This is a genomic window from Microcystis wesenbergii NRERC-220 (assembly GCF_032027425.1).
GTDB classification, from domain to species: domain Bacteria; phylum Cyanobacteriota; class Cyanobacteriia; order Cyanobacteriales; family Microcystaceae; genus Microcystis; species Microcystis wesenbergii_A.
Genome location: NZ_JAVSJA010000001.1, coordinates 4,194,380 through 4,211,006 on the forward strand (window position 1 = coordinate 4,194,380; position 16,627 = coordinate 4,211,006).

Here is a 16,627-nt window from a genome sequence, read left to right on the forward strand (position 1 = left end):
TTACATTTGGTGCTGATGGGGAACTTGGGCGAGGATTTCAGCGTTGATGCCCATTTCTTCGGTGTAGGGGGTCAAATATTGACTATCAGAGCGATCTTTAGTGGTCATGGCTACAGTTCGATCGCTGTCAACTTCGGCGATCGTGTTATCCTGCACCCATTGGTCGTAATCCCCTTGGGAGTGAACTACAAAGCTAGATTTCATGCCGCCGTGATAGGCCCCGCAAAGTTCCGCACAAATGATCGGATATTGACCAATTTGGTTGGATGTGAACGATAACACCGTTTCCTGTCCGGGGATAACGTCCTGTTTTAGACGCAATTGGGGAACCCAGAAAGCATGGATCACATCTCCCGCTTCCATATTCAGTTGCACGGGGCGATTGACGGGAGCGTGCAGTTCCCCGGAAACAATGCCGGTTTCGGGATAGGTGAAGATCCAAGCGTATTGAATACCTTTAACATTGACCACTAGGGGGGGAACTCCTTCACCATCGTAGGAATTGCCGATACCTAGGGCTACTCTGCGATCGCCAGCCAGGGCCATCATCGTGCCGTGGTGATGACCGTGGTGGGCGATTTCTCCTTTGCCACCCTTGGAAATCAAGGGATCGAGACCGCCGATATTGTTATAAATCTCGAAGCTATAGACGGCAAGGATAAAAACGATTACCGTCGGGATGGCTGTCCAGAAGATTTCTAGGGGGACATTGCCCTCCACTGCCGGCCCGTCGGTTTGATCCCCCGGTTGGCGGCGAAAGCGAATCACTATATAGATAATCACGCCTTCAACTATTAAAAATAGCCCCGTGGCGATGGTCATCATCAGATTAAAGATATTATCTATCTCCTGGGCATCTTCGGAAGCGGCCACGGGCATTAAGCCATGATTTTGGCCATACCAGAGACTAATTAAGGTCAAGGCGATCCCGAGTACGAGCGTCAGGATACTGCTGGGAATTTTCACGGTCTTTTCAATATTTTCAATAGTGGCTACTTATTCAAGGCTAAAACATGATTCCCCTATAGATGGGAAATTTAACCAGCATCTTCTGAGAATTTTATCTTTTCTTTGGGATCGTTTTCAGGGAAAGTATTTTAAATAACTAATTTTTATATCTTATTCTGAGTTTATGTAAACAAATGTAACGGAAATGGCCAGAAATCTAAAGAATATCTAAAAGGTTTTACCAGTCGTAAAAAAACTCATTCACAGTGATAACTAACTGGCAAACAAAGCCATGATCTTTGATGACAGACTCCTTGAGAACAGGCAAACCGATGACCGAATCTGTTTTTAACCCGACACCCCTAAGAGAAACCGGCAATATTCAGGTGTGGATGCGCCGCTTAGTCTGGAAAATTGCGATCGCTACTTTCGCCCTCATGGTGGTGGGCGCTGCCACCAGAGTTATGAACGCCGGTTTAGCTTGTCCCGATTGGCCCCTGTGTTACGGTCAATGGATTCCCAGTCAGCAGATGAATCTACAGGTATTTCTGGAGTGGTTTCATCGTCTCGATGCCTCTTTGATCGGGTTTAGTACGCTCGCTCTCGTCGGTCTGTCTTGGTGGTATCGTCGCCATCTTCCCCCTTGGCTGTTGCCATCTGCGATCGCAGCTTTGGCCTTAATTCTCCTGCAAGGAGTCCTGGGAGGATTAACCGTCACCCAATTACTGCGATTTGACATCGTAACCGCTCATTTAGCCACAGCTTTGCTCTTTTTTGCCACCCTAATCGTCATTGCTATCGGTCTGACTCCCTACCGTGGCACAGGTACGGTCGGAAAACTAACCGGGATGGGAATGGTCGCCACCGGTCTAGTTTATCTGCAATGTCTCCTCGGCGGTCTCGTCGGTTCCCGTTGGGCAGCCCATCAGTGTTTAACGGTTTCCCAACTCTGCACGGTGATGAATAGTCACATTATCGGGGTTTTTCCCGCCACTATCTCGGTGTTAACCCTAGTTTTCTTCGCTTGGCGAACTGCCGCTATCCATCCTCTCCTCAAAAAACTAGCTTTTAGCGCCGGGGGATTAGTCGCCCTACAGGTGTTTTTGGGCGTTGCCACCCTGAAACTGCATCTACAGGTGGAACCCTTAACCATTACCCACCACAGCATCGGTGCGCTATTGGTGGCAACCCTCGTCGCTTTTACCACTTTCGCCTTTCGCGATCGTTCTTTCGCTCCTAAGTAACTAGACACAATTAATTGCACATATCTAACCACCTCTTGCCTTTTGCCTCTTGCCTATTGCCCATCCTAACCAAGAAGTTAATTTTGTCCCATTACTTATAAGCCATCTCTAAGGATTTAATCACGATGACTGGAACTCAAGCCCTTCGCCACCACGATAATTTTTTACAAGTCGCTAAAAGTTATTATCAACTCACCAAACCGCGAATTATTCCTCTACTGCTGATTACTACGGCCGCTTCTATGGAAATCGCCTCCAAAGGTCAGGTTTCCCCCCTCTTACTCTTTCTTACCCTCCTCGGTGGCACTCTCGCCGCCGCCGCCGCTCAAACCTTAAACTGCATCTATGATCGCGACATCGATCACACCATGCTTCGCACCCGCGCCCGTCCGATCCCCTCCGGTCGCGTGCAACCCCTCCACGCCCTCATTTTTGCCCTCGTTTTAGCCTCCCTTTCCCTAGCAATTTTTGTCTTTTTTGTCAATACTTTGAGCGGATTTTTAGCAATGACCGGCATCGCATTTTATATGCTGATTTATACCCATCTGCTCAAGCGTCATAGTGTCCAAAATATTGTTATCGGTGGCGCGGCCGGCTCGATTCCTCCCCTCGTCGGTTGGGCGGCAGTAACGGGCGATCTCGGTTGGATTCCTTGGATTTTATTCGCCATTATTTTCCTCTGGACTCCTCCCCATTTTTGGGCTTTAGCTTTAATGATCAAGGATGATTATGCAGAAGTAGATATCCCGATGATGCCCGTAGTTAAAGGGGAAGAAGCTACTAGCAAGCAGATTTGGCTCTATACTTTAATCGTCGTTCCTTTCACTTTCCTCCTGATTTATCCCTTGGCTGCCTGTGGTGTGGTTTATGGTGTAGCGGCTTTAATTTTAGGGTTTGTTTTCCTGAAAAAAGCTTGGCGATTAAAACAGAATCCTTTTGATCGGGACATGGCTCGATCGCTGTTTAAATATTCCATTCTTTACATGATGTTATTATGTACAGCTATGGTGATCGATAGTTTACCCATGACCTCTCGTCTCCTCGCTACAATTGGCAGTTTATTCTCCTGTAGTTAATCTCAGTTTTGAATCAGTTATCAGTTATCAGTAAACAGTTATCAGTGAACTGATAACTGAAAAACCCTATCTCCCCAATTCCCGACTACTGATTGCGACTGAGGGAGTTAATTCGCTCGATTAGTTGGGCTAAGATGTCTTGTAATTGTCGGTCTTGATGCTGAGAAAGATTGATTTTATCACAGCTATAAATAACGGTGGTGTGATCTTTGCCGCCAAATTCTTCGCCAATGCGCGGTAAACTTAAATCCGTGTGTTGACGCATTAAATACATCCCAATCTGTCGAGCAAAACTAATTTCTCGTCGCCGGGAATTTCCCTTTAGATCAGCGATCGAGAGTTGAAATTTTTCCGCTACTACCGCCATAATAATCTCAGGAGAAGTGGCAATTTTGGCCATTGGTGGATTTAAAACCGGCGCGATATTTTCTACCGTCATCGGCAATCCGGAGATAGAAATATAAGTAGTAGCCCGGATTAATGCTCCCTCTAATTCGCGAATATTAGAAGTATAATTAACGGCAATATATTCGATAACTTCTCTTGGGAGACGCAGATTTTCGTACTCGGCCTTTTTTTGTAAAATTGCCATACGAGTTTCGATATCCGGTGCTTGGATATCGGCGACTAATCCCATAGAAAAGCGAGAAATTAAACGATCCTGTAAACTGGGCATCTGTTTGGGCAGGCGATCGGAGGCTAAAACCACCTGTTTTCCCGCTTCGTGCAGGGTATTAAAAGTATGAAAAAATTCTTCTTGAGTGTATTCTTTTCCTTCAATAAATTGCAGATCATCCACTAATAATATATCGGCATGGCGATAATGATTACGAAAACTTTCCATACTATCTTGACGGATAGCGGTGATTAAATCATTCGTAAATTGTTCCGTCGATACATAAAAAACCTTGGATTGGGGATATAATTCCAGACGATAATGACCGATGGCCTGCATTAAATGAGTTTTACCTAACCCCACCCCACCACAGAGAAAAAGCGGGTTAAATTCGCGTCCGGGTAATTCCGCCACCGCTAAAGCGGCCGCGTGGGCCATGCGATTAGTTGGGCCGACAACAAAACGGGAAAAATTATATTTAGGGTTAAGTTGATTACTGGGGGGTAATTCTGATTCTAAGCTACTGTTAGGCTGGAAAATAGCGATCGAATCGCCCTGTTCTGCCGTTAGTTGAATCTCGACGGGATAACCGACGATATCCTCGACTACTTCGGCAATTGTTGACAGATAATTTTTCTGAAGATGGTTAAGAATAAAAGGATTGGCAGCCTGAATTACTAAGCGATCGTTTTGCCATTCTTTAACCGTCGCCGTTTGAAACCAAGTCTCAAAAGCGGGACGGGTTAATAGTAATTTTAGACGCTCTAGGAGATTATGCCAAAGTTGTTGGGCGCTGCTATCCACAATTAATTTTGATTAACAAAGTTGCTCTAGTGCTGCTGCGGGGAAACCTTATCAGTTTAGCGAGATTTTGCCGTTGACGATAAAATAATTTTCAGAGGGAAACAATTAATCTTTAGACAGATGACGCAAGTTTTAACAATCACCCAATTAGGAAATCCAATTTTAGAGCAAAAAGCACCGGAGATCGATAATCTTCTCGATTCTGACTGTCAAAATTTGAGCGATTCCCTGATTACCACCGTACAAGCTGCCCACGGGGTGGGAATCGCCGCGCCCCAAGTTGCTTGGTCTCTGCGTCTGTTTATCGTTGCTTCTCACCCCAATCCTCGTTATCCCGACGCTCCGATCATGCCTGCCACTGCCAGGATTAATCCGCGCATTTTGCAGGTGAGCGAGGAAATGGTCAAGGGTTGGGAAGGTTGTGTCAGTGTCCCCAATTGGCGCGGTTTTGTCCCCCGTCATCAGTGGATTGAGGTGGCCTATTGCGATCGCAATGGTCGGGAAATTCGTCAAGTTTTCAGCGATTTTGTTGCGCGCATCACTTTACCAAATTAGCCGTTAAAAGTTGATAGAGGAGACGAGTCTCGTAAAACAGCAAACGGCACAGTCCGTCTTTACCTAAAGCCTTTAAGCTTGGCAAATCGTGATTAATCTCGATTTTTTGCGCGGTTTTGTCGTCTCTTTTGTAATAGGTATGACTTCTCGAATTTTGCCAAGCATTCTTAAGCTTGCCAATAATCTCGGTTTTAGCGGGTTTATGGTGGCAAATAGTCACCAGTGCGTGAGCAGACAAGTGAGAACGTACCAAGTCGGAACCTTTCCAAGACTTTTTAACCTTGTCCTGTTTGGCAGAAGTATCACCAGAAACCTGATAAGAATATCCTAATCCTAGATAAGCCTGAAACTTTCTTAAACTAATAAGCTGTACTGAATTTAAACTGCGTAGGGAAAATTTTAGTACAAATGCTCAAACGGCTTCTCCCTGCTCCGCAGCTCCAGTACTCCCCTGCAATCTTAACGAGTAATTTAGATAGTCAACAGCTTATCGTGATTCCCTCTAAAATAAGGTTTCCCGTTAACCAAAAATCTTTCGATAGGATAACAGTGCAAAAGTAACAAGCTTTGGCTCTTCGGTAATTGTTATGCAAATAATTAACTTAAAATAAAATTCGATGATAGTGCCTACGCTCAAAAATAGCTGAAATTTATACAGGGAGAGATTTTAGACACAAACAGGTTAATACCAAAAGATAGACAATCGAGTTAAGATTTGATATAATAGCCAAAAACCAGAGTATTTTACTTATGATACTTGACAAATTTTTGAACCTAGAAGGAACCTCTATTCAAGGCTATCGACACCTAGAAAATGTCGGTATAGTTTGACCAGTCGAATCGAAAAAGAAAAAAGCAACGGCTCGACTGATCTCGCCGAACGTCCTGTCCTCGTTGTGGGTTAGAGAGCGATAAACTACACCAAAATCATCGATATTTAGTCAAAGATTTACCAATCTCAGGACAACCAGTGTACCTACAAGTTAATCGTCGTCAATTTAAGTGCGATAATTGTCGAAAACCCTTGAGCGAAGAGTTAGATTTTGTCGCCAGTAAACGAACCTATACGAAAAGACTAGCCGAAAATATACTCGAACAATTAAAATCAGGAGATATTTTAAATGTTAGTCGAAGAAATGACGTAACGGAAGAAGAGATTCAAAGAAGGCTAGAGGACATTGCTGAAGAAATTACCGAGCCAGACCTATCGGAATTAAAAAGACTAGGAATTGATGAAATCGCTCTAGTCAAAGGACAAAAAAATTACTGTGCGGTTTTAGTAAATTTAGATACGGGAAAACTAATAGCTATTCTAGAGAAGCGAACACAAGAGGAGTTGAGGAAAACCCTTACAGGCTGGGGAAAAGAGGTGTTAGAGCCAATTGAAGAAGTGAGCATAGACCTGACAGGGGGACAAGCTGAAAAGCTTATGTAGCATAAAATACAGACACAGACTCCCAAAAAAGATCAGTCATATTTACCATATATGACCTAAATAACGAAAATGATAAGTGAACTATACCAGAAAGTGTTAGAAAATGAACTGGGACGAGCCAGATATCTACTGTTGTTAATGATAGTTGGAACCTGGCAAATACTAAAGCAAGCTAAGTTAGAGATATTAGCTGAAGCCTTACCAATACCAATCCTGTTTGAGAGTCGGAGAAAAAAACTAAAAAGATTTTTAAAGCTGGAAATTCTGAATATTGAAAAAATCTGGTTTCTCTGCCTAAAAGAGATGTTAAAACAGCAGCAGAGATTCACAACAAAAGGATTAGCGTATATTGCTATAGACCGGACAAGTTGGGGAGCAATAAATATCTTGATGGTGAGTCTAATTTATGACAAGAGAGCCATCCCAATCTATGGGGAGATATTAGATAAAAAAGGAAGTAGTAATCTCGAAGAACAGCAGCGAGTATTAGAAAAAACATTGACCGTGCTATCAGGTCATAAAATCGTGGTGTTAGGAGATAGAGAATTTTGCTCGGTCAGTCTTGGAAAGTGGCTTCAGAAGCAGAGTTTATACTTTTGCTTAAGACAAAAAAAAAGTACAAATGTCAAGACAAAAGAAGGAATTTATCAAGAAATGAGAGCCTTAGGTTTAAGTCCAGGAACTCAACTATTTTTAAATGATGTTAATCTTACAAAAGAGAAGGGATTTGGCGAGTTTAACTTAGCGGGTAAGTGGAAAAAAACCTATCGGGGTTTTCCAACAAAAGAGCCTTGGTATATTCTGACTAACTTTGGAGATTTAGAGACGGCAATAATGGCCTATCAAAAAAGATTTGATATTGAGGAGATGTTCCGAGATTTTAAGTCGGGAGGCTATAGCTTAGAAGGTTCTCAATTAGCACCGAAATACCTATCAAAGCTGATAATTGTTATAGCTATCGCCTATACAAGTGCCACACTGCAAGGTAAAAAAATTAAGGATATGGGAATCCAAAAATATGTCACAAGACCTGAAAAAAGATATAAAGGTCAACGCAGACACAGCAGTTTTTATGTGGGTCAACATCTCTATCATTGGCTCCAGCTACATCAAATGTTCCCAAAAAATATAGAAGAGCTAATGCAAATTAGCCGCTATCGGTTGAAGGATTACATCAAAGGACAAAGAGCGATATCGCTTGCCCTATCTACCTTCTAGCTCGCTTGTCCCCCTCTCAGCCTCGCTGAAGGTAAGCGTCAGCATCATAAGGATTGAGGTTAATAGCTTTGTTATAGTCGGCGAGTGCTTTTTGAGGGTTTCCTAATTTGGCATAAGCCAACCCTCGATGAAAGTAAGCTCCGGACAATTTAGGATCGAGGTTAATAGCTTTGTTACAGTCGTTGATCGCCTTTAAGTATTCTTTTAAGTCATTATAAACAGCCCCTCGGTTACTGTAAGTTTTACTGGATTTAGCATTGAGGCGAAGGGCGTGGTTATAGTCAGTCGGGTAGGTTCGTTTCATTCTCTGAAATGTCATTCTCTCAAATCCTTATATGGCAACGTTTTTAGTCGATTTCTCGGAAATACATATCTGAAAATTTTTCAAAACGTCGCGCTTTGTAGGTTGATTCATGAATCAACCTACTATGAGTTGATTCATGAATCAACCTACTATGAGAGCAAAAACCTGTACTTCCCTGCTCCCTAGCCTACCTCATAAGCGATTAAGGGTAGCAAAAAAAAGAATTAGATTCGGAGAATGAATCAGCCCTAGGGCAAGGGGGGGAATATTCAGCTAATCTAAGGATAGGCGGTTAAAATGCGTCTTAGCTTACTCTAAAAAAATAGATAGCTAAATGGGAGGAATTATTGCCGAAATAGGCATGGAAAGAGCCAATATTTCAGACAATTTACCTACAGTGAAGATTTTTGCCGTTAGACTAGGCTAAGAAACCCTACTGGAAATATGCGTTACAAACTTTTAGGTAATAGTGGTCTGCGAGTTTCCGAACTATGTCTAGGAACGATGACATTCGGGGAAGATTGGGGTTGGGGGTCGGATAAAGAAGAAAGTCGGGCGGTTTTTCGGGCTTTTGCGGAAGCGGGCGGCAATTTTCTCGATACTGCTAATCTCTACACTAACGGAACCAGTGAAACATTAGTGGGGGAATTTGTCAAGGGCGATCGAGAAAAATGGGTAATCGCCACCAAATATTCTCTCAACACGCGCCCCGGCGATGTCAATGCCTGCGGAAATCATCGAAAAAACCTCTTTCAAGCGGTAGAAGCTAGTTTAAAGCGTTTAGGTACTGATTACATCGATTTACTCTGGCTTCATCTTTGGGACTCTCTCACTCCTATCGAAGAAGTGATGCGCGCTTTCGATGATTTAGTCAGGATGGGAAAGGTCCTTTATATCGGCATTTCTGACAGTCCTGCTTGGATTGTCTCCCAAGCGAACACCCTGGCCACCCTGCGGGGATGGACACCCTTTATCGGACTACAAATAGAATATTCTCTCAAGGAACGCACCCCCGAACGGGAATTATTGCCTATGGCCAAAGCATTAAACATCGGGGTGACAGCTTGGAGTCCCCTGGGAGGAGGAGTTTTAACGGGAAAATATAATCAACCCAACCCCGTCGATGGTCGTTTAAGCATGACCGACCAACCTTTTCAAATTCTCGATCGCGATCTGAAAATTGCCGAGACTGTCCTGGAGATTGCCAGAGAAATCGGGAAATCACCGGCACAAGTGGCATTAAATTGGCTCAGAAATCGCCCTAACTCCGTAATTCCTATCATTGGCGCTCGAAGATTGTCCCAATTGCAGGATAATCTCGCCTGTCTGGACTTTAACCTCACCGGGGAACATCGGCAACGACTCGATAATATCAGTGCCATTTCTCTTGGTTTTCCCCACGAACTTTTAGCCAGTCAATTTGTTCGCGATATCCTATTAGGAGGAGTAGCGGCACAATTGGACCGATGATGGAAGTCTTTGTTTATGGAACCCTGAAACCGAAGGAGAGTAACTATTCTGCCTACTGTGCGGGAAAAGTGCTCAACTCTAAAACCGCCTACACAAAGGGGCATTTATACCATCTTACCGCCCTCGGTTATCCCGGACTGACCGAGGGGGATGGCTGGGTCAAGGGAATTTTATTGACTTTTAACGCAGATTATGATATAGGGCTTTTGGATGGTTTGGAAGATTATCAACCCGGCAGATCTCCAGAAGAAAACGAGTATCAGCGTCGCAGAATTCCTATTTATAATCTAGAGCGAGAATTGATCGGCGAAGCTTGGGGATATATGATGACACCGGCAAAAATAGCTTTTCATGGCGGTATTTGGCTGCCTTCCGGTTGGTGGACCGGTAGCGATCGAGAATAGGGATGAGCGGGCCGATTCTGTTAAGATATACAAATTAAAAGCTTAATCGTGAAAAAATTATGTATCTACTCCTAGAAGTGGCCAGTGGCAAATTCCCCGTTTATTTTGTGGCAGTTTATGTGGTCGGTTTTCTCGCTGCTGTCAGCATTGGTTCGATCGCTTGGTATAATTCTAAACGCCCAGTCGGTTGGGAAGATGCCCAAAGACCCGATATTATCCCCGAAGTGAAGACCGAGGTGGATTCTGATTCTCAATCCTAGAAAAAGGCAATTATCGGTTATCAGTTATCATACTGTTTACTGTTTGCCGATAACTGACAAATCGCCAACAGCCCAGAAAATAATCAAGATATTTGATCGATTGGGTGAATAAGTCCCCTATAATCACTAACATTGCCCATATCGATCTTCACAGAAGCGGGAACAGTATGCGAATTCTATTTGTGGGTGCCGAGGCCGCCCCAATTGCCAAAGTTGGGGGAATGGGGGACGTAATTGGGGCATTACCGAAAGTCTTGCGTCAGCTAGGTCATGACGTGCGGATTTTCCTGCCCTACTACGGTTTTCTCGCGGAAAAAATGGATATCCCTTCCGAACCCATTTGGTCAGGATTCGCCATGTTTCAGGATTTTTTGGTCTATGAGACGGTTTTACCCGATACGGATATTCCTCTCTACCTCTTTGGTCATCTAGCTTTTTCTGGACGCAATATCTACGGAGGCGAAGATGAGGCCTGGCGATTTACCCTATTTGCCAATGGTGCAGCGGAATTCGCATGGAATTACTGGAAACCGCAAGTTATTCACTGTCATGATTGGCATACGGGCATGATTCCCGTCTGGATGCACCAAGACCCCGATATTAGCACCGTTTTTACTATCCATAATCTCGCCTACCAGGGGCCTTGGCGGGAGGCGTTAGAAAAAATGACTTGGTGTCCTTGGTATATGCAGGGCGATAATACCATGGCCGCGGCGGTTCAATTTGCTAATCGCGTCACTACCGTTTCTCCTACCTATGCCCGTCAAATACAGACCCCCATTTATGGCGAAAATTTAGAGGGATTATTGTCCTATATTTCCGGCAATCTGGTGGGGATTGTCAACGGCATCGATACGGAGGTGTATAACCCGGCTAAAGATGTTTATCTTAAGCAGAATTTTACCCCAGAAACCATCGAAAAACGTCTGGCCAATAAAATTGCCCTGCAAGAAGAAGTGGGGCTACAGGTCAGTAAAAATGCCTTTGTCATGGGGATGGTGACGCGTTTGGTAGAACAAAAAGGCATTGATCTAGTGATGCAAATTTTAGATCGCTTTCTCACCTATACTGATGCTCAATTGATTATTTTGGGTACAGGCGATCGCTATTATGAAACCCAACTGTGGGAGATGACTTCCCGTTTCCGGGGGCGAATGTCCCTGCATCTTCTCTACAGTGATGCCCTTTCCCGTCGCATCTATGGGGGGGCCGATGCTTTGTTAATGCCTTCCCGTTTTGAACCCTGTGGCATTTCCCAATTAATGGCCATGCGTTACGGTTGCATCCCCATGGTACGCCGCACCGGTGGTTTAGTCGATACGGTATCTTTCCACGACCCAATTCAGGAAAAAGGAACAGGATTTAGTTTCGATCGCTATGAACCTTTAGACCTGTTTACCTGTATGATCCGGACTTGGGAAAGTTTCCGTTATAAACAGGATTGGCAAAAACTACAGCAACGGGCAATGACTCAAGATTTTAGTTGGTATAAATCCGCTTTGGAATATCTCAAAATCTACAAACAAATCACCGGACAATCGGAGCAATTATCCGATGAGGAAAAAGATAAATTTGTCGCCCTGACTAGCAGTTAAATCCTGCTTAAGTAGGGGTGAAGAGATATCACCCCTACTTAAGCAGCAATTAATCGGTAATGGCGTTGAGAAGAACTTCCGCTAGGGTCATATCTTCCATGTCATCGATAGTAATTGTGTCAACGATATCAAATTTAGCCCCTGCCGATTCTAGTTGATCGTCTAAAGCTTTAAGAAATTCGGTCGCTTGTCGATCATGGCCTACTTGAATCAGAGAAATGGCTAATTCTTGATCGCTATCGAGTTTTCGAGAAGCTTCGATAATTTGACGCATCACCGCTTTGCGATCATCTGGTTCTCCGTCGGTAATCACCAGAATAGTTTCTCCGTTGGGTTTAGTTTTGCCGGCAGTTTTGCGCTGAAAATAATTATCAAGGGCATCTTGCAGCACAGCTGCTAGGTCTGTCCTCCCCATGGGTTCATTTTCTTGATAAATTTGTGTCACCTTATCGGAAGTAACATTATCATAGCGTCGGAAACGTCCAGAGAAAAGATAGATGGTGATGCCGTCCGGATCGACTTCCTCGCACTTTCTAGCCAAGGCGAGGGTGGATTCTTGGGCAATTTGCCAACGGGTTTTCTCGCTGGGTTTATCAGCAGTGGACATACTGCCACTTTTGTCAATAATCAGAGTATAATCTCTGTCCTGTACAACACTTTCACTGGCCATAGGGGCTATACCTCCAAGCAATTTGCGCTCGTCCTAGTCTAATAATTATTAAACTCTAGGATGGAAACTCTACCTCGATCGACTAGGGTTTTTTAACTATTGGGGGGAGGAGACAGCGCCCCCAACAGCAGAAACTATCGCCAGAAAACCGGTCGGGCTAAAATGAAAAAAGTATGAAAATTATTTCTTAACCCGATATTGTTAAATTAGCCGATGAGTGATAGCAAATTGATCGCCTCAACCGAGAAAAAGCCAGATCAGCCACCTTCTTGGAGTTTTTGGACGGTGTTTAGTTCCACATTCCTGACGATATTTTTTGCTGAAATCGGCGATAAAACCCAATTAGCCACCCTTCTGATCAGCGCTGAATCCCAATCCCCCTGGGTGGTTTTTGCCGGGGCAGCCACCGCTTTAATCGCTACCAGTCTCCTCGGTGTCCTGATCGGTTATTGGATTGCGCGTCGTCTTTCCCCGAAAACTTTAGATATCGGTGTCGCTATCCTTCTCCTTTTGATCACCGGTTTACTCATCAGCGATATTCTCTAAGCAATCAGTGATCAGTTATCAGTGATCAGTTATCAGTTCACTGTTTACTGTTCACTGAAAAAAGCTTCCCACTCCCCACCTCCCCATCTCCCCACTCTCTAAAATAAATGTCTTGCATAATTAAGTTTTGGTAGTCCAAAAACCTCAAAAATAAGGATTAAGTTGCATAAAATCTCTAAATAGACCATTTAATTGATTATTTTTCATTCCTAATTCTCCTGACTACTGACTACTGGCTACTGACTCCTAACCAACCACGACAATTTTTGATTTTTACAAGAGGTCTAATGTATGAATTGGCAATTATTCGGACTGACATTTATCACGGTTTTTTTGGCAGAAATCGGCGATAAAAGTCAATTAGTAGCGATCGCTCTCGGTGGCAGTTCCAAATCACCTAAAGCTGTCTTTTTTGGCTCAATTACCGCCTTAATCTGCACCAGTTTCTTAGGAGTCCTTGCGGGGGGCAGTATGGCGCAATTATTCCCCGCTAAGATCTTAAAAGCGATAGCGGCCATCGGTTTTGCTCTGCTTGCTGTCCGGCTGCTTTGGCCAGATTCGGATTGATCATTGGGTTGGGCTGAATATTACTGGAAGCCTTACTAGAAAACGGTTTTGGCACTTTTTCCAGGCACGCGAGGCTATTGTGTTATTATGACTTCCCCGACCGGCGACCGACTCCTGATAGCTAAAAAACTGAGGCAAATTCCAGAAAAATCATTAATTTTTCCTGAAAAAGTAGTAAAAGTTACAAAAAACATCTAAAAAGTAGCGAAAATCACAAAAAATCTGCTAACCTAGCCGTAATATCACACAGATATTTGTAGAAAGATTCCCGAAAATCTCCTCAGCAAAAACGTCCGTGTGAAGTAGCTAATATTGTCAGCGAGGTTAGTTCAAGATCATCATGTCAAATTTAGGACGACGTAAATTTCTCCTGTACGGTTCTGCCGCTCTGGGAACCAGTATTCTGTTAAAAGCTTGCGGTGGCAATCAAAGCCAAACCCCCACGGCTAGTCCTAGCCCGGCTGCTAGTCCCGCCCCGGCTTCTGGAGAGACAATTAAGGTGGGTATTCTGCACTCCCTCAGTGGCACCATGGCCATCAGTGAAACCAGCGTAGTTGATGCGGAAAAACTGGCGATCGAGGAAATCAATGCCGCCGGTGGTGTTCTTGGTAAACAGATCGAGGCAGTGGTGGAAGATGGCGCTTCCGATTGGCCAACTTTTGCCGAAAAAGCCACCAAACTGATCGATCAGGACAAAGTTGCGACTGTCTTCGGTTGTTGGACTTCCGCCAGTCGTAAGGCGGTTTTACCCGTGTTTGAAGCCAAAAACCATATGCTCTGGTATCCTGTCCAGTACGAGGGTCAAGAGTGTTCTAGAAATATCTTCTACACTGGGGCCGCCCCCAACCAACAGATCGAGCCGGCAGTGACTTGGTTGCTGGAAAATAAAGGGAAAAAATTCTTCCTCGTCGGTTCCGACTACGTTTTTCCCCGCACTGCCAACACGATTATTAAAGAGCAGTTAAAGGCGAAAGGTGGCGAAACCGTGGGCGAAGACTACCTACCCCTAGGTAACACGGAAGTTACCCCGATTATCACCAAAATTAAGCAAGCTTTACCCGATGGCGGCGTTATTTTCAACACCCTCAACGGTGACAGTAATGTGGCTTTCTTTAAACAACTGCAAGCGGCCGGTTTAACTCCCGATAAATATCCGGTCATGTCGGTGAGTGTTGCCGAGGAAGAAGTTAAACAGATCGGTAAGGAATATCTCCTCGGTCAATACGCTTGTTGGAACTATTTCCAAACCGTAGATACCCCCGCTAACAAGAAATTTGTTGAGGCTTTTCGAGCTAAATTCGGTCAGGAGCGCGTCACTAACGACCCGATGGAGGCGGCCTACATCATGGTCTATCTCTGGAAGCAAGCGGTGGAACAAGCGGGAACCGCCGATGATCTTGACAAAGTTCGCGCCGCCGCCGTGGGACAAAAATTCGATGCTCCCGAAGGACCGGTGCAAATGTTCCCTAATCATCATATCTCCAAAACCGTCCGCATTGGTCAGGTGAGAGATGATGGTCTATTTGACATCGTTTGGTCAACTCCGGGAGTGGTGGATCCGCAACCTTGGAACCAATTTGTCCCCGAAACTAAGGGCTTTGCCTGTGACTGGACGGATCCGGCCAAGGGCGGTAAATTCAAAATGGAAAAATCCTAGTTTTAGGAATTTTTCCAGACAGTAACGAGAGTGAGGTGGGCATTACTGTTCACCCCACTTTTTAAAGCTTAAAAATGCACAGGAATAAAGAAAAGTGTCAGCATTATTGGAAGGATTATTTAATGGTATTAGTATCGGTTCTGTGCTATTGCTGGCCGCTTTAGGACTAGCGATTGTTTTCGGACTGATGGGGGTGATTAATCTCGCTCACGGTGAGTTAATGATGTTAGGGGCCTACAGTACTTTTGTGGTGCAGAATGTCTTTAAAGGTTTCGGTTCTCCCCTCTTTGATACTTATGTTTTATTCGCCCTACCGATCGCTTTTTTAGTGTCGGGATTGGCGGGATTATTATTAGAAAGGGGGGTGATTAGGTTCCTCTACGGCAGACCCCTAGAAACGCTGCTGGCCACTTGGGGAGTCAGCTTAATTCTGCAGCAATTTGTCAGAAGTGTCAACGGGTTATTAGTAATTAGTTTAATAGTTTTATGTCTGTTATTTTTTGGGGCGATGACGGTGTTAAGTCGTCGCTTAGATTGGGAGAGAATTCGCAATTTAGCTATCGGTGTCACCCTGCCTTTATCCCTAGCTATCGCTGGATTATTAGGCTATCTTTTATCTTTTAATCCCGTTCTCGCTAGACCCTGGTTTAGTGCCAGAAACGTCGATGTCACGGCTCCTGCTTGGTTACGGGGAGGTTTACCTTTACCCGGTTTTCAAATGCCCTACACCCGTCTATTTATTATTATTTTGACTGCCATTTGTTTGTTAGGGACTTATTGGTTTTTAAATAAATCTTCTTGGGGTTTACGCATTCGTGCCGTCACCCAAAATCGCCAGATGAGTGCCTGTTTAGGCATTCCGACAAATCAAGTGGATGCTTTGACTTTTGCCCTCGGTTCGGGATTAGCTGGAGTTGCCGGTTGTGCGATTAGTTTTTTGGGTTCCGTCGGTCCAAACGTGGGACAAAATTATATCGTTGATACCTTCATGGTAGTGGTGGTGGGGGGAGTGGGTAATCTCCTGGGAACTATTATCGCAGCTATGGCCATCGGTGTGGCTAATTATTTAATTGGTTCGGGAACTTTTGCCCTGATTTTTGGTTCCGTAGAAGCACTAAAACCCCTAACGGATTTCTTCACCTTTTTCTCCACCACTAGCATGGCAAAAGTGATGATTTTTGCTTTAATTATTGCTTTCTTGCAATTCAAACCTGCGGGAATTTTTCCTCCTAAAGGACGTACTGCCGAGTTATAGATT

At 44.2% G+C, this 16,627-nt stretch carries 16 protein-coding genes and 2 pseudogenes; 13 read left to right on the forward strand and 5 right to left on the reverse strand.

Annotated features, from left to right (window positions below):
* Complete coding sequence (locus RAM70_RS20245; RefSeq protein WP_312675345.1) at positions 1 to 966, reverse strand: cytochrome c oxidase subunit II; 966 nt, start codon at positions 964 to 966, stop codon at positions 1 to 3.
* A 314-nt stretch (positions 967 to 1,280) separates the two neighbouring features.
* Between RAM70_RS20245 and RAM70_RS20250 the strand changes: the two genes are divergently transcribed.
* Complete coding sequence (locus tag RAM70_RS20250; protein WP_080754266.1) at positions 1,281 to 2,192, forward strand: COX15/CtaA family protein; 912 nt, start codon at positions 1,281 to 1,283, stop codon at positions 2,190 to 2,192.
* Between the two features lie 125 nt (positions 2,193 to 2,317).
* On the forward strand, positions 2,318 to 3,268 hold the full coding sequence (locus RAM70_RS20255) for a heme o synthase (protein ID WP_312675347.1): 951 nt from the start codon (positions 2,318 to 2,320) through the stop codon (positions 3,266 to 3,268).
* Between the two features lie 85 nt (positions 3,269 to 3,353).
* On the opposite strand, the gene dnaA is transcribed toward RAM70_RS20255, so the two are convergent.
* Complete coding sequence (gene dnaA / locus RAM70_RS20260) at positions 3,354 to 4,688, reverse strand: chromosomal replication initiator protein DnaA (RefSeq protein WP_312675349.1); 1,335 nt, start codon at positions 4,686 to 4,688, stop codon at positions 3,354 to 3,356.
* Positions 4,689 to 4,808: 120 nt separating this feature from the next.
* Between dnaA and RAM70_RS20265 the strand changes: the two are divergent.
* Positions 4,809 to 5,228 (forward strand): annotated as a pseudogene (locus tag RAM70_RS20265) (peptide deformylase); the annotation flags it as partial.
* On the opposite strand, the gene RAM70_RS20270 reads toward RAM70_RS20265, so the two are convergent.
* The gene (locus RAM70_RS20270) at positions 5,227 to 5,463 is read right to left on the reverse strand and encodes a hypothetical protein (RefSeq protein WP_312675351.1); all 237 of its coding nucleotides are present in this window, start codon (positions 5,461 to 5,463) and stop codon (positions 5,227 to 5,229) included. The pseudogene RAM70_RS20265 and the gene RAM70_RS20270 overlap by 2 nt on opposite strands.
* 530 nt (positions 5,464 to 5,993) lie before the next feature.
* On the opposite strand from RAM70_RS20270, the pseudogene RAM70_RS20275 reads away from it, so the two are divergent.
* Both RAM70_RS20275 and RAM70_RS20280 read left to right on the forward strand, forming a co-directional pair.
* Positions 5,994 to 6,648: pseudogene (locus RAM70_RS20275) on the forward strand (transposase family protein); the annotation flags it as partial.
* 123 nt (positions 6,649 to 6,771) lie between these two features.
* Complete coding sequence (locus RAM70_RS20280) at positions 6,772 to 7,896, forward strand: IS4 family transposase (RefSeq protein WP_238567755.1); 1,125 nt, start codon at positions 6,772 to 6,774, stop codon at positions 7,894 to 7,896.
* Positions 7,897 to 7,912: 16 nt separating this feature from the next.
* On the opposite strand, the gene RAM70_RS20285 is transcribed toward RAM70_RS20280, so the two are convergent.
* On the reverse strand, positions 7,913 to 8,200 hold the full coding sequence (locus tag RAM70_RS20285) for a tetratricopeptide repeat protein (RefSeq protein ID WP_052426699.1): 288 nt from the start codon (positions 8,198 to 8,200) through the stop codon (positions 7,913 to 7,915).
* A gap of 444 nt (positions 8,201 to 8,644) precedes the next feature.
* Between RAM70_RS20285 and RAM70_RS20290 the strand changes: the two genes are divergently transcribed.
* The 4 genes from RAM70_RS20290 to glgA all read left to right on the forward strand — a co-directional run bounded on the left by RAM70_RS20290 (position 8,645) and on the right by glgA (position 11,929).
* The gene (locus RAM70_RS20290) at positions 8,645 to 9,670 is read left to right on the forward strand and encodes an aldo/keto reductase (protein ID WP_312675356.1); all 1,026 of its coding nucleotides are present in this window, start codon (positions 8,645 to 8,647) and stop codon (positions 9,668 to 9,670) included.
* The gene (locus RAM70_RS20295) at positions 9,667 to 10,074 is read left to right on the forward strand and encodes a gamma-glutamylcyclotransferase family protein (protein ID WP_080754264.1); all 408 of its coding nucleotides are present in this window, start codon (positions 9,667 to 9,669) and stop codon (positions 10,072 to 10,074) included. The genes RAM70_RS20290 and RAM70_RS20295 overlap by 4 nt, the downstream gene beginning before the upstream one ends.
* Before the next feature lie 59 nt (positions 10,075 to 10,133).
* Positions 10,134 to 10,334 carry a photosystem II assembly protein Psb35 gene (gene psb35, locus RAM70_RS20300; protein WP_045358758.1) on the forward strand — a complete coding sequence of 67 codons (201 nt, stop codon included), beginning with the start codon at positions 10,134 to 10,136 and terminating at the stop codon, positions 10,332 to 10,334.
* A gap of 167 nt (positions 10,335 to 10,501) precedes the next feature.
* The gene (gene glgA, locus RAM70_RS20305; RefSeq protein WP_045358757.1) at positions 10,502 to 11,929 is read left to right on the forward strand and encodes a glycogen synthase GlgA; all 1,428 of its coding nucleotides are present in this window, start codon (positions 10,502 to 10,504) and stop codon (positions 11,927 to 11,929) included.
* A 49-nt stretch (positions 11,930 to 11,978) separates the two neighbouring features.
* On the opposite strand, the gene RAM70_RS20310 is transcribed toward glgA, so the two are convergent.
* Entirely contained in the window at positions 11,979 to 12,599 is a 621-nt protein-coding gene (locus tag RAM70_RS20310; RefSeq protein ID WP_045358756.1) for a vWA domain-containing protein, read from the reverse strand.
* Between the two features lie 213 nt (positions 12,600 to 12,812).
* On the opposite strand from RAM70_RS20310, the gene RAM70_RS20315 reads away from it, so the two are divergent.
* The 4 genes from RAM70_RS20315 (at position 12,813) to RAM70_RS20330 (ending at position 16,624) form a co-directional block, all read left to right on the forward strand.
* Entirely contained in the window at positions 12,813 to 13,145 is a 333-nt protein-coding gene (locus RAM70_RS20315) for a TMEM165/GDT1 family protein (protein WP_045358755.1), read from the forward strand.
* A 291-nt stretch (positions 13,146 to 13,436) separates the two neighbouring features.
* Positions 13,437 to 13,712: a TMEM165/GDT1 family protein gene (locus RAM70_RS20320; protein WP_002732425.1), complete on the forward strand. Its 276-nt coding sequence runs from the start codon at positions 13,437 to 13,439 to the stop codon at positions 13,710 to 13,712.
* 340 nt (positions 13,713 to 14,052) lie between these two features.
* On the forward strand, positions 14,053 to 15,369 hold the full coding sequence (gene urtA, locus RAM70_RS20325; protein ID WP_312675362.1) for an urea ABC transporter substrate-binding protein: 1,317 nt from the start codon (positions 14,053 to 14,055) through the stop codon (positions 15,367 to 15,369).
* A 94-nt stretch (positions 15,370 to 15,463) separates the two neighbouring features.
* Entirely contained in the window at positions 15,464 to 16,624 is a 1,161-nt protein-coding gene (locus RAM70_RS20330; protein ID WP_288000098.1) for an ABC transporter permease subunit, read from the forward strand.
* Positions 16,625 to 16,627 lie beyond the last annotated feature (3 nt).